The 25193-nt window shown below is 66.9% G+C and carries 17 protein-coding genes and 1 pseudogene; 6 read left to right on the top strand and 12 right to left on the bottom strand.

All coding sequences use genetic code 11. The features are described 5' to 3' along the window. From HET64_RS07035 to HET64_RS07020, 4 genes and pseudogenes are all read right to left on the bottom strand, one after another. A pseudogene (locus tag HET64_RS07035) lies at nucleotides 1-383 on the bottom strand (hypothetical protein); the annotation flags it as partial. After that, on the bottom strand, nucleotides 380-1222 hold the full coding sequence (locus tag HET64_RS07030; RefSeq protein ID WP_215103174.1) for a hypothetical protein: 843 nt from the start codon (nucleotides 1220-1222) through the stop codon (nucleotides 380-382). The gene HET64_RS07030 and the pseudogene HET64_RS07035, both read right to left, overlap by 4 nt. Beyond that, complete coding sequence (locus HET64_RS07025) at nucleotides 1222-2919, bottom strand: P-loop NTPase fold protein (protein ID WP_215103173.1); 1698 nt, start codon at nucleotides 2917-2919, stop codon at nucleotides 1222-1224. The genes HET64_RS07030 and HET64_RS07025 overlap by 1 nt, the downstream gene beginning before the upstream one ends. A 402-nt stretch (nucleotides 2920-3321) precedes the next feature. Further along, nucleotides 3322-3807: a hypothetical protein gene (locus HET64_RS07020; RefSeq protein WP_215103172.1), complete on the bottom strand. Its 486-nt coding sequence runs from the start codon at nucleotides 3805-3807 to the stop codon at nucleotides 3322-3324. Between the two features lie 1051 nt (nucleotides 3808-4858). On the opposite strand from HET64_RS07020, the gene HET64_RS07015 reads away from it, so the two are divergent. Next, nucleotides 4859-5667 (top strand): IS5 family transposase gene (locus HET64_RS07015; protein ID WP_308369877.1). Its coding sequence is split into 2 segments (ribosomal slippage): nucleotides 4859-5176 and nucleotides 5179-5667, totalling 807 coding nucleotides; the frame shifts between segments, so codons are not numbered across the junction. Nucleotides 5668-6012: 345 nt separating this feature from the next. On the opposite strand, the gene HET64_RS07010 is transcribed toward HET64_RS07015, so the two are convergent. The 5 genes from HET64_RS07010 to HET64_RS06990 form a co-directional block, all read right to left on the bottom strand. Then, nucleotides 6013-7803, bottom strand: coding sequence for an ABC transporter ATP-binding protein (locus HET64_RS07010; protein WP_251144910.1), 1791 nt, complete (start codon nucleotides 7801-7803; stop codon nucleotides 6013-6015). After that, on the bottom strand, nucleotides 7800-9707 hold the full coding sequence (locus HET64_RS07005; protein WP_308369876.1) for an ABC transporter ATP-binding protein: 1908 nt from the start codon (nucleotides 9705-9707) through the stop codon (nucleotides 7800-7802). The genes HET64_RS07010 and HET64_RS07005 overlap by 4 nt, the downstream gene beginning before the upstream one ends. A 73-nt stretch (nucleotides 9708-9780) precedes the next feature. After that, the gene (locus HET64_RS07000) at nucleotides 9781-12669 is read right to left on the bottom strand and encodes a condensation domain-containing protein (RefSeq protein WP_215103171.1); all 2889 of its coding nucleotides are present in this window, start codon (nucleotides 12667-12669) and stop codon (nucleotides 9781-9783) included. Further along, nucleotides 12666-13670 (bottom strand): UDP-N-acetylglucosamine 4,6-dehydratase (inverting), encoded by a 1005-nt coding sequence (gene pseB / locus HET64_RS06995; protein ID WP_251144909.1) that lies wholly within the window; start codon nucleotides 13668-13670, stop codon nucleotides 12666-12668. The genes HET64_RS07000 and pseB overlap by 4 nt, the downstream gene beginning before the upstream one ends. Then, nucleotides 13667-14620 carry an NAD(P)-dependent oxidoreductase gene (locus HET64_RS06990; RefSeq protein ID WP_215103170.1) on the bottom strand — a complete coding sequence of 318 codons (954 nt, stop codon included), beginning with the start codon at nucleotides 14618-14620 and terminating at the stop codon, nucleotides 13667-13669. Before HET64_RS06990 ends, pseB begins: the two co-directional genes overlap by 4 nt. Nucleotides 14621-14753: 133 nt before the next feature. Here HET64_RS06990 and HET64_RS06985 point away from each other — a divergent pair, with 133 nt between their 5' ends. Further along, nucleotides 14754-15746 (top strand): hypothetical protein, encoded by a 993-nt coding sequence (locus HET64_RS06985; protein ID WP_215103169.1) that lies wholly within the window; start codon nucleotides 14754-14756, stop codon nucleotides 15744-15746. A gap of 45 nt (nucleotides 15747-15791) precedes the next feature. On the opposite strand, the gene sbnB is transcribed toward HET64_RS06985, so the two are convergent. Genes sbnB through HET64_RS06965 form a run of 3 tightly spaced genes read right to left on the bottom strand, consistent with a single transcriptional unit; the run spans nucleotide 15792 to nucleotide 20665 of the window. Continuing rightward, nucleotides 15792-18455: a 2,3-diaminopropionate biosynthesis protein SbnB gene (gene sbnB / locus HET64_RS39825; protein ID WP_308369875.1), complete on the bottom strand. Its 2664-nt coding sequence runs from the start codon at nucleotides 18453-18455 to the stop codon at nucleotides 15792-15794. 43 nt (nucleotides 18456-18498) lie between these two features. Continuing rightward, complete coding sequence (gene sbnA, locus HET64_RS06970) at nucleotides 18499-19449, bottom strand: 2,3-diaminopropionate biosynthesis protein SbnA (RefSeq protein WP_215103168.1); 951 nt, start codon at nucleotides 19447-19449, stop codon at nucleotides 18499-18501. A 19-nt stretch (nucleotides 19450-19468) separates the two neighbouring features. After that, complete coding sequence (locus HET64_RS06965) at nucleotides 19469-20665, bottom strand: acyl-CoA dehydrogenase family protein (protein ID WP_215103167.1); 1197 nt, start codon at nucleotides 20663-20665, stop codon at nucleotides 19469-19471. A 680-nt stretch (nucleotides 20666-21345) separates the two neighbouring features. Between HET64_RS06965 and HET64_RS39615 the strand changes: the two genes are divergently transcribed. From HET64_RS39615 to HET64_RS06945, 4 genes are all read left to right on the top strand, one after another. Further along, on the top strand, nucleotides 21346-21702 hold the full coding sequence (locus HET64_RS39615; RefSeq protein WP_215103166.1) for a phosphopantetheine-binding protein: 357 nt from the start codon (nucleotides 21346-21348) through the stop codon (nucleotides 21700-21702). Next, the gene (locus HET64_RS06955) at nucleotides 21699-22718 is read left to right on the top strand and encodes a hypothetical protein (protein WP_215103165.1); all 1020 of its coding nucleotides are present in this window, start codon (nucleotides 21699-21701) and stop codon (nucleotides 22716-22718) included. The genes HET64_RS39615 and HET64_RS06955 overlap by 4 nt, the downstream gene beginning before the upstream one ends. Then, nucleotides 22715-23227: a hypothetical protein gene (locus HET64_RS06950; protein ID WP_215103164.1), complete on the top strand. Its 513-nt coding sequence runs from the start codon at nucleotides 22715-22717 to the stop codon at nucleotides 23225-23227. The genes HET64_RS06955 and HET64_RS06950 overlap by 4 nt, the downstream gene beginning before the upstream one ends. A gap of 745 nt (nucleotides 23228-23972) precedes the next feature. Next, nucleotides 23973-24842: a hypothetical protein gene (locus HET64_RS06945; protein WP_215103163.1), complete on the top strand. Its 870-nt coding sequence runs from the start codon at nucleotides 23973-23975 to the stop codon at nucleotides 24840-24842. Nucleotides 24843-25193 lie beyond the last annotated feature (351 nt).

Genomic DNA, 25193 nt, shown 5'->3' with positions numbered 1-25193 from the left:
GTCTGGGCCCGGTCGGTGGGGGTGGCGGGCACGGCGTGCAGATGCCACACGTCTCCGGTGAGCCAGTGCAGGAGCTCTTCGATGAGTTCGCCGGGTGCGCTGTTCCAGGGGTCGGGGTTGACCGTGTGGGCGGTGAGTTCGATTGTCCTGACGAAGGTGGTGGGCCGGGAGGTTCGGCGGTCGGCGAGGTAGGCCGAGGTGGCGATGCGGACCAGGTCTGCGGCCGCCACTGGGACGGGGCCGATCTGGTCGAGGTCCCATCCGAGCGTGCCGGCCACTTCCAGAGTGGGGCCGTCGGCGGAGGTGCGGGCCCAGTGCAGGGGTGTGGCGGAGAGTTCGTGCTGCTGAGCGTCGTGCGGCAGCACTTCGATGGCGGTTGTCATGAGCGTCGTGCGCGAAGCATGCGCAGTGCCTCCCCGGTCACCTCGGCTGCTGTTGCGGAGAACTCCCGCACGGTCATGTGTCGCGTGTCAGGGATGCCGATGTGTTTGAGGCGGCGCTCCAGCCAGGAACGGACCAGTCTTTGCTTGGCGATAGCTTCCTGCGCGGTCAGGTTGCCTTGGGCCTTTTGCGATCCGAGCTCGACCAGGGCGAGCTCGTAAATCCATTCGGTGACGAGTCCGCGCAAGCCGTACTGTTGTGCGGGCGGTTCAGGATCGAGGAGTACGGCCTTGACGTATCTGGTGGCCGCTTTACGCAGGGCGGCCTCGTCGGGGTGGCCTGCGTCGCCGAGGACCGTCTGCAGGATGCGGGAGATCTGCGCGAGTGGGCGCAGGTTGCGCAATTCGGTCAGGTTCAGGCCAAGTTCTTGCAGGCGGGCTGCGTCACCGTTGCGCAGCGCGTAGGCGCCGGCCAGGGCAGCGGCGCCGCGGGCGGAGCCCTTGATGACTTGGCGTCGTGATCCGGCGCCGGCTCGTCCATTGGGTGTGTGCGTCCCTCCGGCTCCTCCTCCCCCGCCGCCGCTGGCTCGGGGGGATGTCAGCAGCGCTGAGAGCGGGTATCCGGCGGCAGGTGGGCTTCCACGGTCCGCGTCGTCGTTCTGCAAGGCTGTGGACAGCGCGTCGAGGATGTTGTCGAGGAGTTGCTGCTGAACATCTGTGGGATCTGACGGGGCTTGGGGGCCGGTTCCGGAGAGGGCGGCGACGGGCAGGGCGTCGAAGGCGTCGTGGGTTTGCTTCCAGTCCGCGTTGCCGCTGCCTCCGTAGGAGCCGGAGGTGCCCATCAGGGCTTCCGCTCCGTCGTGATCTTTGCGAATTCCTGTGTCGCCGGGTCGATATCGGTGGCTGTGGCCAGCTGGGGAATCAGAGCTTGCAGTTCCTCGACGCCGCTGCTGTCCAGCTCCACCACGGCCCCGGGCATGAGGTGTTTGCGGATCTCCCACAGTCCCTCTGCCACAGCTGAACGCAGCTCGGGAGTACGGACCGCAATATGCACAAGTGATTCGGCCAGCGGATCAGTTTCGCTCTCGCGGCGCGCCCTTTGAACCAGCGCAGCGACCACAGCTTGCTGGTCGGCAATCAGTGCGGTCACGATCTCGGCCTGGGCATCACGTCGGTGCGGTTCGGAGGCACTGGCCAAGCCGCCCACCCAGGTGAGCTGTTGCTGTGTCATGGACGCTGCGGCGGTGAGACTGACGAGGGATGCGGCCAAACTCAGGTAGGGGCCGATCGGGGCGGTGGTGAGATCGGGGTCGGATGCAGCCCATTCCCTGCTGTCCTCAGTGACCTCGGCAGGTTTGTCCTGCTCGTCCCGACCCCAGGCCTGCCAGCGTTCCAGTAGTTCGGCGCGCTGGGCCTCCTGGAGGCGGACCAGAGTCTCGAAATCCTTGCTGTGGCTGTCCTCCAGCAGCATGAGCTTGGCGATCACCGAGGCATCAATGTCGATGCCGTGCCGTTCGGCAATCCGGGTGCGCAGCGCGAATGCGTTGAGGAACCTCTTGATGCTGCGAGGGCTTCCCGAGCGGTGTGCGGCCAGGCCTGCGGCAAAGCGGCTGGCCAGTCCCAGGATTTCGGCGCCGGGCTCCCACGGCAGGCCCTGCATGTCAGCCAGGACGGGTGAGTGTCCTTGAGCGCGACGCTGCTGGGCGTGTCCGACCAACTGCGCGAACTCGTCTTCCTGTTCGCACCGACGTTGGGAAAGTAGGAGGGCGATGTAGGCACCCGCCTCATCCGTGCTGATACGCGGCAAGGACAGCGGTAGCTGAACAATCTTCTCCAGGTAACGAAGCGCGAACTGCTCGCCCCGACCCGTGGCGTCAAGGCTGACGGCGATGGACTCCCGCACCATCTCCTGGTCGGCTGCCAGGACGAAGGCCACCTTCTTGACGGACAAGAATAGTTTGATGGCCTCCAGGGTGGCCATCACTGCATCCGGCAGGCACCGGTCGAGGTCGTCCACCAGGACGACCAGACGCGTCAAGAGCGGCAGGTTGTGAAGCAGTTTGGCGAACTCGCCACGGAACCCCGCCAGGCTCTTGGCGTCCTCCCTCGACTGGGGCGTGAACGCCTTGACGAGCTCGTCGGTCTGCGCAACCAGTCGGCCGCGGGCCATGCTGGCCGCGACACGTGCCCAACTGATTCGTTCTAGCAGGTCATTGACTGGGTCCTCAAGCGGTTCGTCCGGGTAGGCGGTCAGCAGGTCCTGCAGGACTTCACCGATGACGGCGCCGCGTACATCGAACTGGTCGTCGAACTCCCATGGATCGAGCCGGATCACACGGTATCCGGGTTCTTTGTCCAGCGCTTCGTGCAGGAGGCCGAGGACGGTGGATTTCCCTCCGCCCCAAGGTGCATTGACCCCGATGGTCACGGGATCCAGAGAAGGTGACTGGAGGGCAGCCACAACGGTATCGACAATTGAGGTGAATCCGAGAAGATCAACCGTCGTTGGATTGTCGTCCCACAGCTGCAACTCGCTCATCAGGTGCCCCCCGGCAGGCCGATCCACGCGCTCACCGCTTCACCTCGCCAGCCGACCGGTCTCAGCGACCTTTTCGACAGGCAGGGCAGCGCTATTTTGGTGCTGCTCCCGGCGATCAGACACACGCCAAAGAGTTCGGTGTCAGCATCGCCGCACCTACCCTCTCCACAAAAGCCATACATATCACAACGCTGCCGTGCCCTCGGTGTGCGCCGCCCAACGTCGCCACTCGTAAGCCCTACCTCGGGCGTCGTCCCGGGGCGTGACGCGGTACGCCCCGGGTCTGTGGGCTGCACTGTTACGAGCCACTGACGCTCGCGTGGTAGACGACAGCGCGGCAGTGAGAGTCAGCAGAAACACGACACCCCCCACCCGAGCCGGGCAAAGGCGGTGGCACGGTCGTTACCGCTCTGGGTGCGCCTCGGGCTGCTCACCGCAGGTGGCGCAGGCGTCGGGGTGCATGAGTGTGTCCCAGAAGCGGTGCGCGAAGTTCCCGGGCCCGGCGTAGTCGCGCTGCGCTTCCTTGAGACAGTTCCGGCCGGGGGTGCATCGTCCGCAACAGTCGTGGCGGGTAATGGTCCAGTCCACTTTCTTGCTGCAAGCGTGGTGGCGGCACATGTAGTAGAGGCCGTGGTTGTTCCATTGGACGTGAGTGCCGAGGTGGTCGTAGCGGCCGGGATCGCTGTCCGGTTCGGCTGGGGGATTACGCGCGTCTTCGAGGGCAGCCAGGACTCTGATGGTGGCGACGACCGCGCCGCCGAGGAGGGCTAGTTTCCCTGCGGTGTTGACGCTGTTCCACTGGTCGGCGATCCGCCGGTGCAGGGGTTTCGGCAGGCGGTCGGTGGACTCGGCTTCGCCGGGTGTTTGGTCGGTGGTGGTGTCGGTCATGGGCCCCCCTGGGCGTGCACGGTGGTACGAAAACGGTAGCTGGTCGGGCGCTGCGCTCCGGCCGGAACGCAGCGCCCGACCAGCTGCGAGCTGTGACACGCCACAGTCTCGGCGACGAATTATCCCTGGATGCCGTTGGGGGCGAGCATCGTGCGGCTATGTCGCAGATCAATCGCGAGTAGGCGATATCCAAGCTGAGGGGCTACATCGAGGCCGCCTCAATCACCTACGTGCCGGACGGGCCGAGCACGATCGGCTTCTGGACCTACAAGTTAGACAAGCCGAAGCTTGGGTCCAGGCCGCTACACAGATCATCGAGCAGGTCCTCGACCGCACTCTCCCTGCATGGCGGACAGCTGAGTGGACGGAACCGAAGCGGCAGCCGTTCTGGCGTGAACGCGAAGCCACACATAGGGCCATGGCCCAGTTGGAGGCGGAGCAGGAGCCCGCGGGCAACCTCGGCTCCGACGCACCGCAATTGGACGCTTCGTCCGTGGGTATGGGGCAGCGTCCAGGTCCTGTGGGGTAGCGGGCACTACCGGCAGGCGGTCGGGGTGACTGTCCACGCCCACCGCGAATACCGCGAGTCCTACAGGCCCGACCGCGACACATTCAACGTCTCATGCCACGTGGTGAACGGCGCCCTCAACGACCTCGCCGCAAGCCGCCCGCACTCCGCCACGTGGCCCCGTCAGCGCATCGTCCGGCCTGGCAGTCACGCCCTCTCGCGACACCCCGCCTCAGTCACCGTGAGGCGGGGACGTATCCACCGCAGGTGCTCGGCAGCCCTGCTACCGCCCTTGTCCTCCCCACCTGCGATGACTCGCGTCAGGCCAACGGCGCTCCGTCTGCACCTCCGACCAAGGAAGGAGCATGCTAATCAGCGCTCTTGCTGCGCTACTAAAGCCTGCCGAGCCGCTCAGCCCGTGGGGCACCGCCGGGCAGGCCGAGCACTTCCCCTCATTTGCATGCCTTTGAGCTCGTAACACGATCTTGTTGAAACGTGCCGGTTGGCCGTGACCGGTCTGAGGGTTCGGCCGTTCGTGGTGGTGTGAGTACTCGGCCGTGGATCGTGGACGACGACTTGTGGGCGTTGATCGAGCCGCTCCTGCCGCCTTGGCCGGAGCGGTCTCCGGGGCCGAGGCCGGTGCCGGACCGGCTCTGTCTGCAGGGCATCCTGTTCGTCCTCTACAACGACATAGCGTGGCAACTCCTGCCGCTGGAGCCGGGGTTCGGCTCGGGTCAGACGTGCTGGCGGCGTCTGGACCGGTGGCAGGAGGCAGGGGTCTTCGACCGGCTGCACCAGGTCCTGCTCGCTGAGCTGAACACGGCCGGCGAACTCGACTGGTCACGGGCCTGCGTGGACGGCTCCCACATCCGGGCGAAAAAGGGGGTGCCGACACCGGCCCGTCGCCGGTCGACCGGCGCAAGACCGGCAGCAAGCACCACTTGATCTGCGACGGTCGCGGCACCCCGCTCAAAGTCATCACGACCGCGGCCAACGTCAACGACGTCACCCAGACCCTCGCCCTGGTCGACGGCATCCCGCCCGTCGCGGGCCGCCCCGGCCGGCCCCGCCGCCGGCCAGACGCCCTGCTCGGCGACAAGGGCTACGACTCCAACCCGAACCGGGACGCGCTGCGCGAGCGCCGGATCCTGCCTGTCATCTCGCGCAAGGGAGCCCCGAACATCAAGGGCATCGGCAAGCTCCGCTACGTCGTCGAGCAGACCTTCGCCCTGCTCCACCACTTCAAACGCCTCGCAGTCCGCTGGGAACGACGCACCGAACTCCACGACGCCTTCGTCTCCCTCGCCTGCAGCCTCGTCTGCTACCGACGCCTCAAGAAGACCCACTCATGATCGTGTTACGAGCTCTTTGCCTGCGGTCTCGAACAAGGCCGCGCCTGTGAACGCCGCCCTGACCAGAGCTGATCACAACGACAGCACCGAAGACATCAGCGACAGGACGAAGATAATCAAGCGGCAAGTGCACGGCCGGGCCGAACTCCCCTTCTCCGCCACCACACCCCTCTGCGATGACTTCACCCTTTGTCACCACCGCAATTGCGGTAGAGCCATTGACCGCACAAGCCCCGACGACCGAACCCATGAGTTTCTGATCAATAGAATTTCGGAAGTTCTCGCCGCGGTGGCTCGAAGGGAAAACTCTCTTCGAGCCACCGTTGAAATTACACACTTCACCGCTCAATGCTCGTAAGCGCCAGCCTGAAGGCTATACATCTCATGATAGACACCCTGTCGATCCATGAGCGCATCGTGAGTGCCGGTCTCCACGACGCGGCCTTGGCCGAGCACCACGATGTATTGAGCCAGGCGAACGGTGGAAAAGCGGTGGGATACGAAGAGCGTGACGGCTCCGTTGGTCCTGCCGACGACAGCGGAGTTCGCAGCGAAGCGCTCGAAGAGAGCGTGTTCCGCAGCCGCGTCCAGTGCAGCCGCCGGCTCATCCAGCAGCAGCAGCAGCGGATCGGTGCGCATTAGGGTGCGGGCGAGACCCAGTGACTGCCACTGGCCGCCAGAGAGCTCTGTGCCGTCTCCGTAGGCGTGCCCGAGGAGACCATCGATGCCTCCCGGTAGCTTAGACGCCAGCGGGCGTGACCGCGCAGCGTCCAAGGCCCGCCAGATCTCATTGTCGTCCTCCATGGCACCGAGCCGGCCGACGCCGATGTTCTCGCGCAAGCTCAGTTCAAGCCGGGCGAAATCCTGAAAGAGGGTGGCGACACGGGCCTGCCACTGCTCGAGAGGGAGCTCGCGCAGGTCTATTCCGTCGACCAGGACACGGCCGGAGGTCGGGCGGTAGAGGCCGCAGATGATCTTGACAAGCGTGCTCTTGCCCGCACCGTTCTCACCGACCAGAGCTGCGGTGGAGCCCGCCGGGATAGAAAAGGACACATCCTCCAAGATCAGCCGGTCCGTACCAGGGTAGGCGAATGAAACGCCCTCGAGCCGAATTTCACTGCACAGCACCGCCGGGAGCGTGGCCGTTGCTGTCACCGACTCTGGGATTGAAAGTGCGATTGAGCGGAGCTGGCCGATGAGCTCGACCACCCGGCCGGCATTCTGCAACTTGCCGAGCAGCCCTAGAGTGGTCGCGACCTGGGCCCCAACCTGGACCGAGAGCGTGAGAGTCAGAACCACCTGTCCGATGCCGACCTCACCGCTGACCGCCCGTCGCACGACCAGCCAGAGGGCCACTCCGTACGCGGCGGCGAATCCGATCTGGCCGGAGGCCCGCAGCAGGGCGCTGCGGAACTGCGCCGCCGTCAGGCGGTCGGAGACGGTGCGCCACGCTCGCCTGTGCCGCTCCACCACGGCGTCCTGGACGCCGAAGAGCCGGATCTCCTTGGCGGAGGTGGACGTGGTGCCCAGGTCCACCAGATGGCGGGCCAGTTGGAGGTGTGAGGCGGTCGCGGTCCGAGCGTCGTCCACGATCCGCTGGGCCCGGGTGCTGGCCAGCACTGCGGGTACGGCGGCCAGCGGCAGCAGCGCCAGCCAGGGGTCGACGCTCGCGAGTACGACAGCGGTCAGCAGTCCCTGCAGCAGGGCGCTGCCCAGGAGCAGTGCCGCCTCCAGGGCGGCCCGCACCTGGAGCAGCCGGTCGCTCACCATGGCGAGCGTCTCGCTGAACCGGGGGTCGTCGTGGACCTCGATGCCGGGGCTGCCGTTAACGATGCCCGCGACCTCCTCGGCGAGGGCGAGTTGTTCGAGCTGTCCCAGTTCGTAGTAGCTGAGGTGGGCGAAGTGCGTCATGGTGAGGTCGAAGACCAGGACCAGGGCGATGCCGACGGACAGGGTGACGGCGTCCTCGGTCCGCCCGGCGAGCGCGGCCTCGGAAAACGCACCCAGCATGATCGCCGCTACCGGGGCGGACAGGTGGCCCACCGCCAGCAGCACGACGGAGACGATCAGGCGACGGCGGCTGGTGCGCCATCCGAGAGCCAGCAGGTAGGAGGCGGACGTCCAGATGCTTCTCATGGGGTGACCTCTGTCTTTTCCTGCTCGTCCTCGTCGTTGAATCGCTGGGCCTGCAGGCGGAACAGCTCCGCGTACCGGCCGTCGGCGCGCATGAGTGAGTCGTGGGTGCCCTGTTCCAGCACCCGTCCGTACTCGACGACCACGATCCGGTCCGCGTGCCGCACGGTCGAGAAGCGGTGCGAGATGATGACGCTGGTGATCCCCCGGCCTCCGGCAGTGGCCAGGAAATCGTCGAAGAACCGCACCTCGCCCCGTACGTCCAACTGCGCGGTCGGCTCGTCAAGGACCAGTACCGAGGCCCCGCCACGGACCGCCAGCAGCGCCCGGGCCAGCGCGATCCGCTGCCACTGACCACCGGAGAGGTCGCGCCCGCCGGTATAGTGCCGCGACAGAGGTGTGTCCAAGCCCTCGGGCAGACTCCGCACGATGTCCCCGGCCCCAGCGCTCTCAGCCGCGGCGAGCACGGCGTCCTCGTCGTCGAGGAGGTGGGGGGCGCCGAGGCCGATGTTCTCCCGAGCCGACAGTTCGTAGCGCAGGTAGTCCTGAAATATGACAGCGATTCGACGCTGCCATGCCTCCGGGGCGCAGCCGGCCAGGTCGGTACCGTCGACCAGGATGCGGCCCCGGGTCGGTTCGTAGAGCCGGGCCAGCAGCTTGACCAGAGTGGTCTTGCCGGCCCCGTTGAGGCCGACGATGGCGGTGCACTTGCCGACTGGGATCTCCAGGTCGAGCCCGTCGAGCACCGCCGGAGCGCCCTCCCGGTAGGAGAAGGAGACCTTCTCGAAGGAGATCAGTTGCTTCGGTCCGGGGGCGAGGTCCTCGGACACGGGCGCTTGCTGTGGGGGGCGCCCCGACACTCCTTCCACCCGCTCCAGCCGTTCCAGAGCGTGGAAAGAGTTCAGTCCGAACTGGGTCTGCACGTCGGCTTCCGGGAAGGCCACGCCGAAGCGCATGGTGATCAGGACCGCCTGGAGGCCGATGCCCAGTTCCAGCAGGCTGACGCGGCCCTGCGACGTCTGCGACGCCAGCATTCCCAGCACGGTCGATCCGCCGAGGAAGCCGACGGCTGCCAGGGCTATGAACGGCCAGAACTGCAGGCGCCGACTTCCGTCCCACAGTGGCTGAAGACCGGCCATCGTCTCCTTGCGGAGCCGGGTGCTCAACCATGGCATCAGATGCAGCATGCGAATCTCCTTGGCCGCTCGCTGCCCGGTCGCCAGCTCTCTCATGTAGCCGGTCCGACGGCGGTGCCGGGTCAGGGAGTCGAAGAGCGCCGCGTACCGCCCTAGCGTGCCGCGCACGCCGAATCTGATGGCCAATGAGGTCACCATAGCGACAGCAGCGGCTTGCAGGCTGAGCACGTACCCGACGAGCACGATTGCGGTCGTCAGCTGGCAGTAGCGGGCGAGCAGCAGCGGCAGAGCGGCTGCCGCTTCGCCGGGCGTGGGAACCACACGGGCGAAGGCTGCGCGAGCGTCGGCGATCAGGTCGGCGTGGGACGGGTTCTCCAGGACGGAGAAAGGGGCGCGGCGCAGCGTCACCTGAAGGAGTCGCCCGATGCAGTGCTCGTCGACACGGCGTGCGACGGTCTCCGCCAGAACCGCCTGGAACGGTGCCAGGAAGTGCTGCAGCGCGAAGGCGCCGACCACTAGGAACAGGACGGTGAAGGCCGTTGCAGGCAGCCCCGAGCGTGCCTCGGCCAGGCCTGGCACCCGGCCGAGCAGCACGCTCGTGGCGACGATGAACACTCCGGGGAGGATTCCGAGCACCACGTTTAACAGCACGGATCCGACCATGGCCGGGGTCCCCGCTCGGGGCAGCAGACGGGCGATGTCGATCCAGCGGCGCGCTCGTCCACGGATGGCTGCGACAACGTCCGCCGGCCGGGTCAGCGACGACAGCACGGGGATTCTCCTTCGGAAGAGAGACAGGTGCGGCCCTGGGGGGCCTGAGGTCGGGGCCCCCGCGACGGGGGCTTCACCGGCGATGGACGGCGGGGGCATCGGGCAGCCCTCCCGGCGGGGTGATCAGGTACCGGCTCGGCGCGATGGCGGCCGGAAAGTCCCGGAGGACCGCCACCACGGCCCGGTGCAGCTCCTCCGGGCCGGCCGAGGAATCTGCACACGCGACGTGGGCCGTGAGCGCGGGCCCGTCCTCCCCCTCCGCCACGACCACCTCGGACGGCCAGTCCGGCAGCGCCGCGGCAAGCGCCGCTCGCACGTCCGCGAGCCGGACCCAGCAGTGATCCACAAGCAGCCAGTCCGGACCCCGGACAGGGCCGACGGGACCGTGCGTCCCGAGGAGTTCCCGCAGCTCGCGCACCGGCCTGTCCGTGTCGGCCGCACGCACGGCGACACGCTCGATGCCGCGCAGCAGGTGGTCGACGGAAGCGCTGGGCAGGAACGCGGTGTCGACCATCGCGTACACGTGGTCGCAGTCGCCGACCGTTCGGGTGTGGAAGAAGAACTTCGCGTCCTGCCGCTCCCACTCACCGACCCAGGACGTCCGGGTCGTCGCGGAGAGGGCTTCGAGATCCGCTTCGGGCCGCACACGGGGTTCCCGACCGCCGGTGATGTCACGGGTGTCGTTGAAGAACACCGAGAGGTCCATGTGGACGCCACGCTCGTGGGAGACCCTGGCCGTCACCGCGTCCCGCTCGGTGGGGTCGCACTGGCTGCGCAGCAGGTTGCCCATCGTCACCCGGCCTACCGAACCCACGAGCTCGGCGAAGGCCACGTCCTCGATCTCCACCGGGACCACGCCGTTGCTTAGCGTGTTGCTGACCAGCCGCTCCAGGCCGGGGAAGGCGCGGTTGCCGAGCACGGTCTTGAACACCGCGGTCCGATGGCCGGTGGCGGTCGCGAGCACCAGCGCGACGGCGGCCAGCAGCACGGTCGAGGTGCTCGCCCCCTCACGGTCGGCGATGCGTCGCAGCGCTTCGGTCAGGGCCAGTGAGCGCATCTCCATCCGACGGAAACGGTAGGGGCCGGGTTCGGACTCGGGGCCCGGGAACATCGTCTGCGGGATCGATCGAAGCTGCTTCTCCAAGCGGCGCAGGGCATTCGCCGAGAGCTTCAGGCCAGCCGGGGAGTTCTCGTGACCCGCCCGCTCCAGCGGCTGAGCGGGGGGCTGCCCCGGGAGGTGCCAGGCGGCGGTTCCCGCCAGCAGTTGTGTCAGCTCATCGGCGAGCACTCTGGCCGCTCCGGCATCGGCGAAGACATGCGAGAGGACCAACGTGACCCGCGCGGGTACCCCTCGGACGGAGACGACACAGGGCCGCACCGGCCATTCGTCGGCCAGGCGGAAGGATCGGCCGAACAGCTCCGCGCGGCACTCGTCAGTGACTTCGTCGACCGTCTTCGGGTTAGCTTCCGCCAGTAGCACGTCGATCGCGCCCGAGGGCAGGACCTCCTGCAGCGGTCTTCCGTCAGGGGTGACGACGACCCTGCTCCGCAGCGCCTCGTGGCGATGGACCAGCTGCCGCAGGCACTCCAGAACCTCGGTGAGCCGACGTCCCGGCGGAACAGGGACGGACACGGTCATGTTGAAGTAGTAGTCCTTCTCCCCCATCCACTGGGAGTCGTTCCACAACAGCCGTTGCCCCCACATCAAGGGGCCGGGCGGCCTGGCGGTGGCCGAGAAGTCGATCGTGGTGGCCGAGCGCGGCCCGTCGGCCATGTACTTGAGCGGATCGCCGTAGCCGTCACCGCCGTCCCACGAGCCCATCCCCACATGGGCGTTGAACGGCTGCTCCGCGCTGTCGCGCATCGGCGGGCGCGGATGGTCCAGGTGCAGCAGAGGTTCGTCGCCGTAGCGCCGGAAGTCACCGCTCCGCCTCAGCCTGCGGGTGATGTCCTCGTCTTCACCGCCCCAGCCCTCGAATCGCTCGTCGAAGCCGCCGACGTCGTCGTACGCGTCGCTGCGCGACCACAAGGCGCCTCCCGGCGGCTCCCGCAGCAGAACACCGCGCAGCACGTCCAACGGCACATAGGCGCCCCCGGCACCGCACCGCCTGGCGATGGCCTCGGCGGTCGATGGGCCGTCGAGGGAGAGGGACCGGTCGCAGCAGACGTGCGCGGTGTGCCCGTCGTCGATCAACCGTCGGACGTTGCGGCGGACGAAGGAGCGGTCGACCAGGATGTCCGCGTCCAAGACGCACGTGTAGGCGGACCCGGCGCCCTCGGCGACCACGCCGACGTTGACCGTCCAGGACTTGTTGAACAGACCGTCGTGGGCGGCGAACACATAGGAATCGACCAGCGGTTCGACCAGCTCCCGCCACCGCGGGTGAGCGTCGGTCTCGACGACGGTCACTCGGACCGGTTCTGCGGAGTCCTGATCGCGCAGGGCGATCAGGCAGGCCAGCAGGTTACGGGTGCGTCCGCCACCGGTGCCGTCACGGAACGGGATGACCACATGCACCTGTCGGCCGTCGGCCGCGGGTGGCACTGTCCAGGGGCCGGCCAGGGCGCGTACCTCCTCCAACCCGAGCGGCGTCGAGCCCGCCGTGTGCCGGTCGCCGAGATGGTGGTCGAGCCAGACTTCCCGGTCCGAGGCGGCGACGCACGCGCTCAGCCGCGCCTGCTCGGCCGGCCGCTGGTGCAGCGCCCCCGCCAGGTGTCCGGTGAGCTCCCGGTGGCGGGCCGGGTCGTGAGCTCCGGCGGTGAGCGCCTTGTGCGCCCGCGTCCCGTCCGGGTCCTCGGCCAGGAGCCCGCGCACGTCGTCGTCGATCGCGGCGTAGTGGGCGCGGCTCATCTCCCAGTAGCCGGCCGTGGCGGCTGGCACCGCCGGGTCGTGGGCGAGCACCGCGTAGTCGGCGAGGCGACGCGCCAGCGCGCGTACGGCGTTCGTGGTCTCCGGCCTCATGACAGGTCCCCTGTCCGTTCGAGCATGGTCCGAAGGTCGTGGGCGGTGAGCCACTGGCTGTTCTGGTCGGAGCAGTAGGAGAACCCGCTGGGTACCGGCAGGGCGTCGACGGGCGGCCGGTAGTCCCAGGCATCGCCGTGGGTGGGCTGCACGATGTACCGGTTGCCCAGTCGGACCACGTGGCTGGCGTCGTCCGGATGGATCATCTCCTCGTGGAGCTTCTCGCCGGGACGGAGCCCCACCTCATGCATGAGGGCGTCCGGTACGACGGCTTCCGCCAGGTCGACGAGCCTCATGCTGGGTATGCGCGGTACGAACAGCTCGCCGCCCTGCATCAGGTCGAGGGAGTCCACGACGAAGCCGATCGCCTCGTCGAGACCGAGCCAGAAGCGGGTCATCCGTTTGTCCGTGATGGGCAGGGACCTTCCGGCGAGCCCCCGTTCACGGAAGAACGGAACCACGGAGCCTCTGCTCCCGAGAACGTTTCCGTACCGCACCACCGCGAACCGGGTGTCCTGGTGAGCCGTCTGGAGGTTCGCCGCGATGAACAGTTTGTCCGCGACGAGCTTGGTGGCGCCGTATAGGTTGATCGGCCGACAGGCCTTGTCGGTGGAGAGCGCCACGACCTTCCGCACGCCCGTGCGGATCGCCGCGTCGACCACGTTCTGCGAGCCCAGGACGTTGGTCTGGACGAACTCCGAGGGGTTGGACTCCCCGGTGTCCACCTGCTTCAGGGCAGCTGCGTGGACGACGTGGTCCACGCCGCGCATCGCGGAGACCAGTCTTTCCCGATCGCGTACATCGCCGATGACCCACCGCACCCGGGGATCGTCGTCGAAATGGCGGCGGGCCTCGTACTGCTTGAGCTCGTCCCGCGAGTAGGCCACGATGCGTGCCGGACAGTGGTGGTCCAGGACGTGCTTGATGAGCGCCCTGCCGAAGGAGCCGGTGGCCCCGGTGACCATCAGGGTAGAACCCTGGAGCGTCTGCAAAATACTCAACTCCTGCTTTTGTACTCGCCGTAGAAGGCCTCGAACTGTTCCGCCACGATGCGCGGCAGTCCCGAGGAGACCGGGTCCCAGCCCAGAGCTGCCCTGGTGTCCGCCGTGTCGGCCACCAGGTGGGGAGAGTCCATCTCGTCGGCCGGCCCGTGCCACACGGGTACGGGCCGGCCGACGACCCGCCCGACCTCGTCAAGCACCTCGGTCACGCTCGCGGGGGTGGCGCCAACGTTGTGGAGGTGATGAGTGCCCGGGCTGGTGCGGACGAGGGCTGCGGCAACCGCATTGGCGACATCGCTTACGTGGACAAAGTCCCTCAGGGCATTGCCATCCCCATTGACGGTCAGCACCGGCGAGCGTCCGCTCACGGCAGCCACGGCCCGGGGAATCAGGGTGGCCGGGCTGGGCATCGCGCCGTAGGGCGTTCGGCCGACGGCGTTGAACAGGCGCAGGCTGATCGCCCCGATGCGGCCGGTGGCGGCCGCCCTGTCGATGATTCCCTCGGCGGCCAGCTTGGCGGCGCCGTAGGGACTCCTTGGGCTGGCTGCATCCGTGGTGCGCAGGGGCCGGTCCACACCCCACCCGTACACCGCAGAGCTGGAAAGGTTGAGCAAAGCCATGGGCGCGCCTCTACGTTCGGCCTCGGCGCCCATCGCGGCCAGGAGGTGGCCGGTTCCCCCGGTGATAACCTGCCGCTGCAGTTCGGCAGCGCGCGCCGAGGTCTGACGTACCGTCGCGTCGGCCGCAAGATGACACACGGCATCGATGTCGCGGACTGCCTCCGGCAGGTCGGCCGCCAGAAGCAGATCCCCCGCACGTACGTGAACGGCCGACGGCCACTGCCGCCTGGTGCGGTGTTCGAGGGCGGTCACCGCGACGCCGTCCTCGACCAGCCGGTGCACCACTGTCTGACCGAGATAGCCGGACGCACCAGTGATCAGAACTCGCATACCGTCGCCCTCCAGAGGGAGTGTCGTGATCGTGAACTTCGGCAGCAGCCCGCTGGCCGCCCCGGGCTCCGCTCGTGGGCTCCGGATCGGCCTTAGGGCCGACGCGTCGCCCGAAATCGGCGGGGGGCATGTGATGCGTTGTCTCGCCCTCTTCGAGGAGCTGCGGCGCCAGGGCGCAGAGGTGTTCCTGCTCGGCGATGTAGCGAGTCCGGCCTGGCTCCGTTCGCATCTGGCCGAGCAGGAGTTGCCGGTGCTGCCCGGTCCCGACGATCCGAACGAACTGGTTGCAGTCGCGCGGAACATGGGGCTCGACTCGGTGGTCCTGGACTCGCACACGCTGGCCCCGGAGTGCTCCAGGGCGCTTCGTGCGGCCGGGATCGTGGTCGCCGCTGTCGTCGACGGAACCGCCCGGACCCAGGAGGCCGACCTGTACGTCGACCAGTCCCCGGGTGGACACGTCATCGCAACCAACTTTCCTGAGGGGGCTCGTCGGCTCGGCGGGTACCGCCACGCCCTTATCCGCGGCGCCGTCCTCGCCGCCAGGAACCAGCTGGGCCGGCCTGTGGCCGACCCCGCCGAGCCCGCGCATGTGCTCTGCTTCTTCGGTGCCACCGACCCGTACGGCGGGGTCCCGGTGGCTGTTCGGGCCCTGCTCGCGACCGAGGCGCCCCTGCGGCTGACCGCCGTGGCCGCCACACCTGAACTCGTGGGCGCCGTCGAGGCGTTGCCGACGCGACCGACCCAGCGGGTCCGAGTCATCGAGCCCGTCGGGCAACTGCCGGAACTCGCCCGCACCGCGGACCTCGTCGTCACGGCGGCGGGCAGTTCCGTACTCGATCTGCTCTGCATCGGTTGCGCCGTCGCGGTGGTGACTGTGACCGGCTCCCAGCAGCTGGCCTACGAGGCGGTCGTCGACGCCGGCCTGGTCGTCGGCCTGGGAAGCCTCGAAGGGCTGCGCGCGAGCGGCACCACCCTGGACGAAGGCGTCGCCGACCTGCGCCGCCTACTCACCCACGCGGCAGAACGTGCCGAACTCGGCCGGCGAGGGGCTTCGAAGATCGACGGGCAGGGGTGCTCCCGGGTAGTCCAGGCGCTGGTCGATCTCAGCGGCAACCCGAAGCGCTGAGCCTCCGGTCGGCAATGCGGGCGCGCGCGAGTGAGGGCGGAGGGGTCACGAGGCCTCAACACTGTCCTTCCTCCCCGGGAGCGACCGGTGATCGACCTTCCCGCTGCCCGTCAGGGGCAGGGCGGCCAGGCGCACCCATCGCTTGGGCACCATGTCCGCGGGCAATGTCGTGGACAGGTGGTTCTGCAGATCGTCGGCCGGCAGCTCCTCGGGTGCCACGTAGTGGGCCACGAGTTCGGGACGCCCGGTGTCGGCGAAGACCGAGACCGCGCAGCTCTCCACCCGCGCGTGCCGACTGAGCACGGCCTCGATCTCACCGAGTTCGATCCGGACGCCCCCCACCTTGACCTGCCGGTCGGTGCGGCCCAGGTAGTGCACGCCGTCCTCGTCTATCCGGGCGAGGTCCCCGGTGCGGTACAGCCGTCCGGTGGGCGATGTGGGGTCGAGGGTGTCGCGGAAGAAGGCGCCGGATGTGGCGGTGGCGTCGCCCACGTATCCGTGGCCGACCGGGCGGCCTCCCACGAAGAGCTCGCCCGCCCGGCCCGGCTCGGCCGCGTCCCAGGTGCCGGTCTCGGCATCGTGCACCAGGACGTACAGCGTGGCGTTGGCGACGGGCTGTCCGACGGGCAGCCGGTTACGCCCCAGGTCGGCCTCGGTGACCATGTGGTGGGTCACGTCGTCGGAGCACTCGGTGGGCCCGTAGGCGTTCAGCAGCCGAGCGTGGGGCAACACGGTGAGAACGCGTTCCGCGAGGCTCGGTACCAGCTCCTCGCCGGTGGAGATGAGCCACCGCAATATGGGCAGAGGTGTTGGTGCCTTACTCCGTCCCGCCTCCTGGACGAGGGCAGTAATAAGGGTGGGGACAACCTCCGCGACAGTGACTTCCCTACTCTCCAGGGTGCGGACGATGCGGCGCGGGAACAGCATGGCATCGTCCGGGAGGACCACCACCCTGCCCCCCACCAGCAGGGGCGCCAGCATCTGCCAGACGGAGATATCGAAGGCCAAGGGCGCGGTGAAGGCCACGCTGTCGTCGGCGGTCAGCCCGAGGTCGTTCACCTTGGCCCAGAGGTGGTTCATCAGGCCCGTCTGGTCGACCACCGCCCCCTTGGGGCGTCCGGTGCTGCCGGACGTGAAGATGACGTACCGCGGGTCGCCCTCCCCTCGCCCGGGCACCACCACCGGTTCGCCGTCCGGGCCGTGGGCGCGCACGGAGAGTTGCCCGCCCGGGGCTCGACGGCCGTACTCGACGACGAAGCTGGCGCTGCTGCGCCTCATGACGTCCGCGACCCGTGCGGCGGGCCACGCCGGGTCCACCGGCAGGTAGATCGCACCGAGGTCCTCCAGCGCGATGAATAGCGCCGCGGTGTCCGAGCTCCGGGTGCCAGTGCAGGCGACGACATCTCCCGCACTGCACCCCTGGTCGGCCAGCGACGCGCGTATCTCCAGGACCCGCTCGAAGAGCGGGCCGTACGCGACGGTGTCCTCGTCCTCGACGAAGGCGACCCGCTCGGGCTGGTCCTGCGCCCGCGCCCTGACCGCGTCGAAGATACGCCCGGCCGTGTCCACGGGGACCGGGTTGGACCGGGACCGCAGGGCGGCCCGGTCGCGGGCGCCGGGGGCGAGTGCCAAGGGTCGCAGCGGCGCGGGCGCCGGCAGGCGGGGGGCGTCGCTCCGCGGGGGGTTGATCCTGTCGGTGTCGTGGAAGAAGCCCGGGACATCCGTGGCGAGTCCGCGCTCCACCGCCTGCCGGTGGACGAAGTACCCGAGGGCCAGGTCGAGCACTCCGAGCCCGAACGGGGAGAACACCACGGTGCGGTCGTCCGGGACGTCGAACCGCCCGGTCAGTACGTCGCGCAGGGTGCCGTGCAGGAAATCGCGGCCCCCGGTGCGCTGTTCGGTCAGGTGGACCGAGGTGTCGGCCTGGAGAACGTGCTCGACGTCGTCGACGATATTGACGCTGTCCAGGATGACGGCCGGGTCCAGATCGCGCAGCGACACGTTGAGTACGAGCGGATGGTGCGCGAACCACGCGGGATCGTGGAGATACGGCTCCCCTGCGGTCGTGGCGAGCACCACGACGTCCGAGCCTCTGATGAGCTGCTCGGCCGTGTCATGGACGGTCACGTCGCCGTGGGTGGCTCGGAGCTGGGCGGCGCGGGCCTCGGCATACGGCCGCTCCAGGTCGTACACGCCGATCCCGGCGAACTCCAGCTCCGTCGCCGCGAGGTACTCGTGGACGTAGCGGGCGATCAGGCCGACGCCGATGAAGCCGACCCGCATCGGCCTCCTCCGTGAGAGGCTCAGCGACCGCGCAGCCACAGCGGCGGAGGCAGCGGTCCGGGCGGCGCTGATGATGGAACTCTCCAGGCAGGCGAAGGGGTATCCGGTGGCCGCGTCGTTGAGGATCAGGACGGCGGACGCGCGAGGGATGCCCGAGTCGAGGTTGCCGGGAAAGCTGGATATCCATTTGAGTCCGCTGACCGGCTCCTCGCCGCCGAGGGCGGCCGGAAGCGCGATGATGCGGTCTCTCGGGCGGTCAGGGAAGCGGAGGAAGTAGGAGGGCGGGTTGGTGGTTCTCCCGTCGCCATGCAGACGATAGGTCTGCTCGACGAGATCCATGATCTCCTTGTGTCGGCCGTCCACGACCGAATGGACTGTGGCTCCGGAGACGACGCTGAACGTGGGCAGGGGCCGCTGAGCTTCCATGGGCGATCTTGTTCTCTCCGTGCCTGGGCGGGTGAATGGCGGGTCAGCGGACGCTGGGGTGGTGGGCGGTCAGCCAGGTGTCGTCGTAGATGGTGTCGACATAGCGTTCTCCGAGGTCCGGCGCGATAGCCACGGCGGTCAGCTCCTGGTGGGGATCGTTGAGGGCCAGCCAGTTCCGGGCGCCGTGGACGACGGTGCCGGAGGAACCGCCGAGGAGCAGACCGCGCTCCGCGAGCCTGCGGCACATGCGTACGGTGTCTTCCTCCTCGACCATTTGCACACCGGCGTACAGGGACGGCTCGACCAGCGGCATCGGTTGACTCGCGCCGAGACCGGGAATCCGGCGTCCGCCCGCGGGGCCGCCGAAGTTGACGGATCCCACCGTGTCCACGGCGACGACCCGGACACCGGGGGCGTAGTCCTTGAAATACCGTGCGCAACCCGTGGCGGTGCCGCCCGTTCCCGTCCCCACGAAGAGCACGTCGAGACCGGGAAAGTGCTTCGCGATGACGGGGGCCGTCGACTCGTAGTGGGCCAAGCAGTTCGCCGGGTTGGTGTACTGGTCGAGCCAGAGGTACCGCGGATCGGCCGCGCACAGCTGCCTTACGCGCCCCTTGCGGGCGGCCAGGAAGCCACCGTCGGGCTCGGCCCGTTCCACCACCACCACTTCGGCGCCGAGGGCCTTCATCAGGCCGAGGTTGAGCGTCGTGCACCGTGGATCGGTCACGCAGACGAAGCGCAGTCCGGTGCTGGCCGCCACCATGGCGAGCGCGACGCCCAGATTCCCGGACGACGATTCGACTAACACCGAGTCCGGCCGCAGGTGCCCGTCGAGCCGGGCCTGCTCAATGAGCCTTCGTGCGGCGCGGAGTTTGACGGAGCCGGCGAAGTTGAAGCCTTCGCACTTGACGTGGAGATTGAGGCCCAGGATCTCTTGCAGGTAGACGTATATCCCGGAGTCGAGAAGCTCATGAGGGCGGGAAACGGAGATCATGGTCGGTCCTACCGTCCGCTCACCAGTCGTGCTGCCGTTCCATCAGCATCAACTGTGCCGTGCTGTCCAAAAGTTGACTGTTGTTGATCATGATGGGAGCGGACGACAGATCGCGGATGATGCGCGCCACGGAGAACGGACCCTCCTCGGAGTAGCCCGCCATGCCGCACACCCGCAGGCTCAGGTGGGCAATCTCCAGTGCGGTCTCAGACGCAGCCACCTTGAGCGCATTGGTGCGAACGCTCTGGCTCGCCGTGGGCTGGGCGCCTTCGTCCAGAAACTCCTGTGTGCGCACGGTCATATCTGCGAGCAGGGCTTCGAGTGAGGCGAGGCGCCACCGTGCCTCGCCAAGCGCCGACTGTGCGGCGCCCCCGCCATTGTTGCCAGCCGCCCGTCGACGGGACACCTTGACAGCCCTGCTGACGGCTTCAGTGGCGAGTCCGAGCCACAGTGCGGCCCAAAGGGTGTGCGTGAGCGGCACCATGGTGACACTGGCGATATCCGCAAACGGGTCACTGAAGACCTGCCGCTCTGGGATCGTCGCAGTGAGTAGAAATCCGGGGCTACTTGTCCCTCTCATACCGAGCGGGGACCATGTACCTCTCTGCGCAAGAGCTGCCTGCTCCTGGAGCACAGCGACAAGAACCTGGTCGTTCGCCACCACGTCGGGATTCCGACGAGCGGTCACTTGAAGCAGGTCCGCCGCCGCTCCGTAGGACACCGTGGTGGCATCTTTGGAGAGGGTGACCGAGCCAGGGCTGCCGGAAGAGGCGACGAGAGCTGCCGCGCTCTTACGGATGTCCCCACCGCTGGCAGGTTCACTCGTTGCGGACGCGATCAGCCACTGGTCCGCTACGGCGGTCCGCGCAAGTCCGACAAGTGCGGGAATGCCGCCGTGATGCCGGCAAAGACTGGCCAGTTGTCCCTGATGCATGGCCCATACCATTGCAGTCGAGCCACAGCTACGAGCGACCTTCCTGGCAATGCCAGCCAACTCATGGACGCTCAATCCAGGGCCGCCAAGGTCCCGCGGCGCAACGGCCGCCAACAGGTTTTGTTCCCTCAATGCCCCGATCGCCTCCACAGGTAGGCGAGCCCTCGCATCAACATCCTGTGCGTGACGAGCCGCCGTGTGAGCGACGGTATCTACGGAACTCGTGAGTCGTTCCCCCCTCAAGGACTGCGATTCCTCGAGCGCGACTATCGCGGCACGCATTCGTCTGCCTCTTCCATTTCCAAAATTGAATAATTCAGTAGCGACTCGGCTCGATGCTGTCAAAAATTACACAACCGACCCACGGGGCCACGGACAGCAGCACGCTCATCTCTTTTCGCAAGGAAGGAGCACCCAGTTCATTTTTCATGGATAGACGCAATCGATCCTCAACGCAGCGATCGAGGCGCCGCCAACGTAACCACCCTTCCGGGATCATGTCTAGACCAAATCGAGGCCACTCGCGACGGCCCTCAAAAGGCCACGGCCAGCGAGTGTGTCCTGCATCACAAACACCTTGACGGGCATTTGCTCTTCAGTAAAGATCTCTTGGTCTGGACCAAGAAGCAGCGGGGGTTCGTCACCACACCTCACGTGCACCGAGCACTCTTTTCAGGACAGACGAGCGCCCCTTTTAGGACAGGCCAGAGAACGGCTCGACAGTTGCCGCGAGACGCCCAGCAGGGGCGCCGGCGCGCAAACCTCCAGTTCAGCCCAGTAGTCACATTTGCGCCCCACCTACGCATGGTGTCGCCTATTCCCCCACCGCCAGGGCGCCACCCGCGCCCCGGCGACGGCTCACCTAAAACCACTCAACCCCTACCACTACAGACGCACTTCACTTACGTTCGCCGACCGAGGGGTGAATCTCGCATTGCCAGGAGAAAGCGGAAGGGGCGTCGGTGAAATTAGATGAACCGGACATATGCCACCAAGCTGCGACGAGCGACAATCAAAGCGGCAAGTCGATGAATTCGAGTAATCCAGTGATTCAGAACGAAGATATTCTGGCTGTGATTAGTCCACACATTCCTGTGGGTGACGGCAGGCAGGCCGTAACGCTGGTATCCGACTCAGATTTGTGGGATATGGGGATGGACTCACTCGCGAGCGTGGCCGTTATGGTAGCAGTGGAGGAAACGTTCGACATCGAGTTCCCTGACGAGATGCTCACCCGTGACATCTTCACCAGTGCCGCCTCCATCGCCGCTGCGGTACGTCTACTTCGAATACCAGCCACCCCCGGGGAGGGTAAGTGAACATCCCTTCGGACACGTCGACCGTACCCCTAGCCACAGAGCACGCCTATCCACGGACCCCTTTCGGAGTCGATACGCAAACCTGCCTGGATGTCGTCGGTCTTTCCCTCGAGGATATACAAGCGGCCGCTGCACGGGAACTGGGTACAGGAACGGCGTACGTGGTGGGGTCACTTGCCTCGGGATTGGGAAACGCTGGAAGCGATGTCGACATCCACATCATCCGGGGAGGAATTTCTGCGGAGATGGGCCCGTACATGCACTTCGTGCATGGCGTTGTGGTGGATATGAAGTGCTTCCCGGAGACATGGCCGTCTCAGATACTCGAACAAATACGACACCTTACTCTCGGCGACCCAGGCGTCGGCGCGGTGTACCTCGGTGAACCACCCGAGCCGGTCGCTGGGTGGCCCGTCCTGGCCCGCTGGCTGCACGCGGCCCCGCTCCACAGAGGGCAGCCCCCCCTCTTCTCGAAGGAGGAAGCAGCTGTCCTGCTTCCCCTACTCGTGCGCAGGTCCTTCGACGACCTGCTGATAGCTATCTCCTGCGCGCGGCTAGCCGACGCCGCGTCAGCGCCGGCCCCTACCTCCGCGTACTTGTGGGGAGACGCCTCGACGAGGCTGCTCGAACTACGCTGCCGTGCGGCCGGCGATGTGACGACCAACAGGAAGTGGCTTCCGGCACGAGCCCGCCGACTGGGCCTCGAGGATCCGGTCGCGGCGCATGATGAGGCGTCGTTCCAGCAGCTCGCGACGCGATGCGGGCTACGGGCCGTCGACGCCTGGCAACTCACGCGCGTGGCTCCGGCTCCGGACGGGCGACAGGTCTCCATGGCTGGCGGCACGTGGTTCCTGAACCGTCATGGCCGCATGCGTCCTGAGGCCTGGTCGGTGGACGGCACCGTCGGTGAGGCCGTAGCCCACCTCGGAGCCCCCCGTGTCCTGGCTGCACTTCGTCACGCAGAGGCGGACATCGCCATCGAATCGCACGCACTTGGAGAGGCACTGACCCGATGAAGGACACGTCACAGGCGGAGGACGCCTGGGCAGAGGGTACGGACTTCGACTGGTTGCTGACTCGCGGTGCTGAGATGACCTGGCACTACGGGTTCGCCGTGCAATCCGGCATCGCGGACATGGCTGCAGCACACGCTGCGGAGGACTGGCCAACCTGCGTCGCAGTCTGCACCGCGACACTTGAGGCGCTGGTCGAGTGCGGCTACCGCGGAATGGGTATCTCGGACGCTGTCCCCGAGGCGGAGAGAAGGCTGCGGCTGGCCGGCGACCCTTCCGCCATCGCGGCGGCATATCGATGTATGCCATCGGCCGCCGGAGCCGGACGGGAGACCGCCGAGGCCACAATGGCAATCGTTCGTGAGTTCGATACAGAATTCCGAAGCCGACTGCCGTGGGAAGTTCCGCTGTTGCGGAGCCAGAAAGGCTCGCGCCAGTCCATACGCATGTCGGCGTCATTTACGAAATGGCGTGCAATCAGGGGACTCGGCGGAACCGAGACCGCCAGCTGATTTGATCGTGCGCGCGGCACCCCTGATCCGCTATGGGGGAACTTGTAAGCGCTCTCGACAGCGACGGAGTCCCTTAAAACCGGCGCACTGTCCGCATCGGCCCGGCAAGGCTTCGGCGTGGTCGTGTGACATCCGGTTTGTGTCGTTCTGGCGACCGGATGTGGGGGTTCAAGACGAGAGCAGGCACGGCTTCCAAAATCATAGAGTTCTCTACACCCCGTGAGCCGACTGGAAAACCGTGCCTGCCCGCGTATCATCGCCGATCCCGGCGACCCTTGACCAACTTCATGATCGTCACGAGGCCGGGGACGGGGAGTTCACCGGTTCGCTGGAGCGGCTGGCCGAGGTGCCCGACCCGCGCGGAGCGCGCCACCGGCTGACCGCCCCTGGACGCAGAAAGTGCCTTCCACCTGGACCGACAGAACCCCTCGACAAGGTTCATCGTCCCAGCTCGGAAGACACTTTCGCGTTCACGGCCAGCAACTGGTCTTACGCCAACTGAAACGGCGAGGTTGAAGGTTCATTCCGCCATAGCCTTTGGCGGACAAGGCCACACAACCCCAACATGGATCGTGGATCGCCACATAAAGGTCATCCTGCAGGTCCAACATTCATTCTGGTCGGCGTGAGTCGAATGCCGACCGCAGTCGATTTTAGGTCATCTTTGGCGCGTACGCTATCTGGCCAGGTTTCCGGATCGGCTAGTTAGTGATTTGTCGACTTAGTGCATCACAGAGGGAGGGGCATGGGATCTCTATCGGTCTCGACGGCAAGGCCGGCTGTTCTGGAATTCCTGGCTTCATGGGGGATGGGGCTAGATGAGCTGAGGCTCCTCCTGCCCCCGATTCGTCCGTCGGATACTCTGTTACTGGTCGGCTCAGTCAATGAAGGGCTAGCTAACCGGAATACCGTGCTCGACTTGTTTCTGATCGGTATCGGCGATAACGGAGTCGACTCCGGCGCACCATTGGCACCGTCGGCAACGTATCTCCTCGGGCCCGACCGGCCAGCACGAGTTCGTCTGTACTCCTCAGGTGCTCTCCAGGCGATCGCTGCCACCACGTTGAGGTTCGACGAGGCGCTCTACGAGCCAGCGGCATTGGCGCGACTCCCCCGCCTAGGGGAGGAAGCTCGCGTGCTCCTGCATGAACTGCGCGGGGGGTACGGATTGCTCAACTCATCGATCGCCCAGGCCTGGCAGGAGAACCTGCGGGTCGACCGCCTGCACTGCTATCTAGCGGTCTTGTTCCTGCTGAGGCACAGGGCAAGGCTGCGATCTGCCTTGACCTACGCGCCGGACGGCGATGCGGAGACCACGCAGTGGATGTTGCGGGAATCCTTGGAGGAACTCTTGGCAATGCTCCTGGCCTCGGCAGGTGAGACGAACCCACGCAAAAGATGGCATCTTAAGCTCCTCCGCTCCCGGGAGAAAGTGATCGGTGTAGACATCAGCGACCGACTCGTCAACTTGCTGTGTGTGTCGCGCGGCGACACGGATGAGTACCTGAACCTGGTCGTGGCGTTGGCTGACGATGTAATCGGAGTCGCTGTCGGGCTTTGCCCGGAGCTTCGCGCGGCGGCGGAAATCGCCGGCCCCGTGAACCGAACCGCCTGAGCATTGTCACCAGCCCGTACGGCAAGAGTGCATCGTGGTCGACGTGTCGTGGCGCACGCGTGGGCGGAAGCATGGCAGGACGTGCCCTCGACAGGGCGGTGTCGACATCTTTTTGATCCGACCATGCAGCACCTCTTCCGCACGCGATTTGCGGGTTCGCATCGCTCCAGGCAGATCGCACTCTGGACTGAATTCGTAATCCATAGTGATCTAGGTCATGCGTAATCGCACTTGCTTCCGAGCCTCCCTATTGCTTTGATAATCAACTTAACCACTGGCTACGAGTTGGGGGCGGGTTCAGTTGGTGAAGCACCCTGATGCAGGGGCCGCAGCGATCGCACGATCTCCGGG

The sequence above is a fragment of the Streptomyces sp. McG3 genome (assembly GCF_018619185.1).
Taxonomy (GTDB): domain Bacteria; phylum Actinomycetota; class Actinomycetes; order Streptomycetales; family Streptomycetaceae; genus Streptomyces.
The sequence above is the reverse complement of the archived record's forward strand: the minus strand, read 5'-3'. Positions and strand labels throughout refer to the sequence as shown.

Coding starts and splice junctions, on each gene's coding strand:
- HET64_RS07030 (WP_215103174.1), bottom strand. CDS start 1,222: ATGGGCACCTCCGGCTCCTACGGAGGCAGCGGCAACGCGGACTGGAAG.
- HET64_RS07025 (WP_215103173.1), bottom strand. CDS start 2,919: ATGAGCGAGTTGCAGCTGTGGGACGACAATCCAACGACGGTTGATCTT.
- HET64_RS07020 (WP_215103172.1), bottom strand. CDS start 3,807: ATGACCGACACCACCACCGACCAAACACCCGGCGAAGCCGAGTCCACC.
- HET64_RS07010 (WP_251144910.1), bottom strand. CDS start 7,803: ATGAGAAGCATCTGGACGTCCGCCTCCTACCTGCTGGCTCTCGGATGG.
- HET64_RS07000 (WP_215103171.1), bottom strand. CDS start 12,669: ATGAGGCCGGAGACCACGAACGCCGTACGCGCGCTGGCGCGTCGCCTC.
- HET64_RS06990 (WP_215103170.1), bottom strand. CDS start 14,620: ATGCGAGTTCTGATCACTGGTGCGTCCGGCTATCTCGGTCAGACAGTG.
- HET64_RS06985 (WP_215103169.1), top strand. CDS start 14,754: ATGCGTTGTCTCGCCCTCTTCGAGGAGCTGCGGCGCCAGGGCGCAGAG.
- sbnB (WP_308369875.1), bottom strand. CDS start 18,455: ATGGAAGCTCAGCGGCCCCTGCCCACGTTCAGCGTCGTCTCCGGAGCC.
- sbnA (WP_215103168.1), bottom strand. CDS start 19,449: ATGATCTCCGTTTCCCGCCCTCATGAGCTTCTCGACTCCGGGATATAC.
- HET64_RS06965 (WP_215103167.1), bottom strand. CDS start 20,665: ATGCGTGCCGCGATAGTCGCGCTCGAGGAATCGCAGTCCTTGAGGGGG.
- HET64_RS06950 (WP_215103164.1), top strand. CDS start 22,715: ATGAAGGACACGTCACAGGCGGAGGACGCCTGGGCAGAGGGTACGGAC.
- HET64_RS06945 (WP_215103163.1), top strand. CDS start 23,973: ATGGGATCTCTATCGGTCTCGACGGCAAGGCCGGCTGTTCTGGAATTC.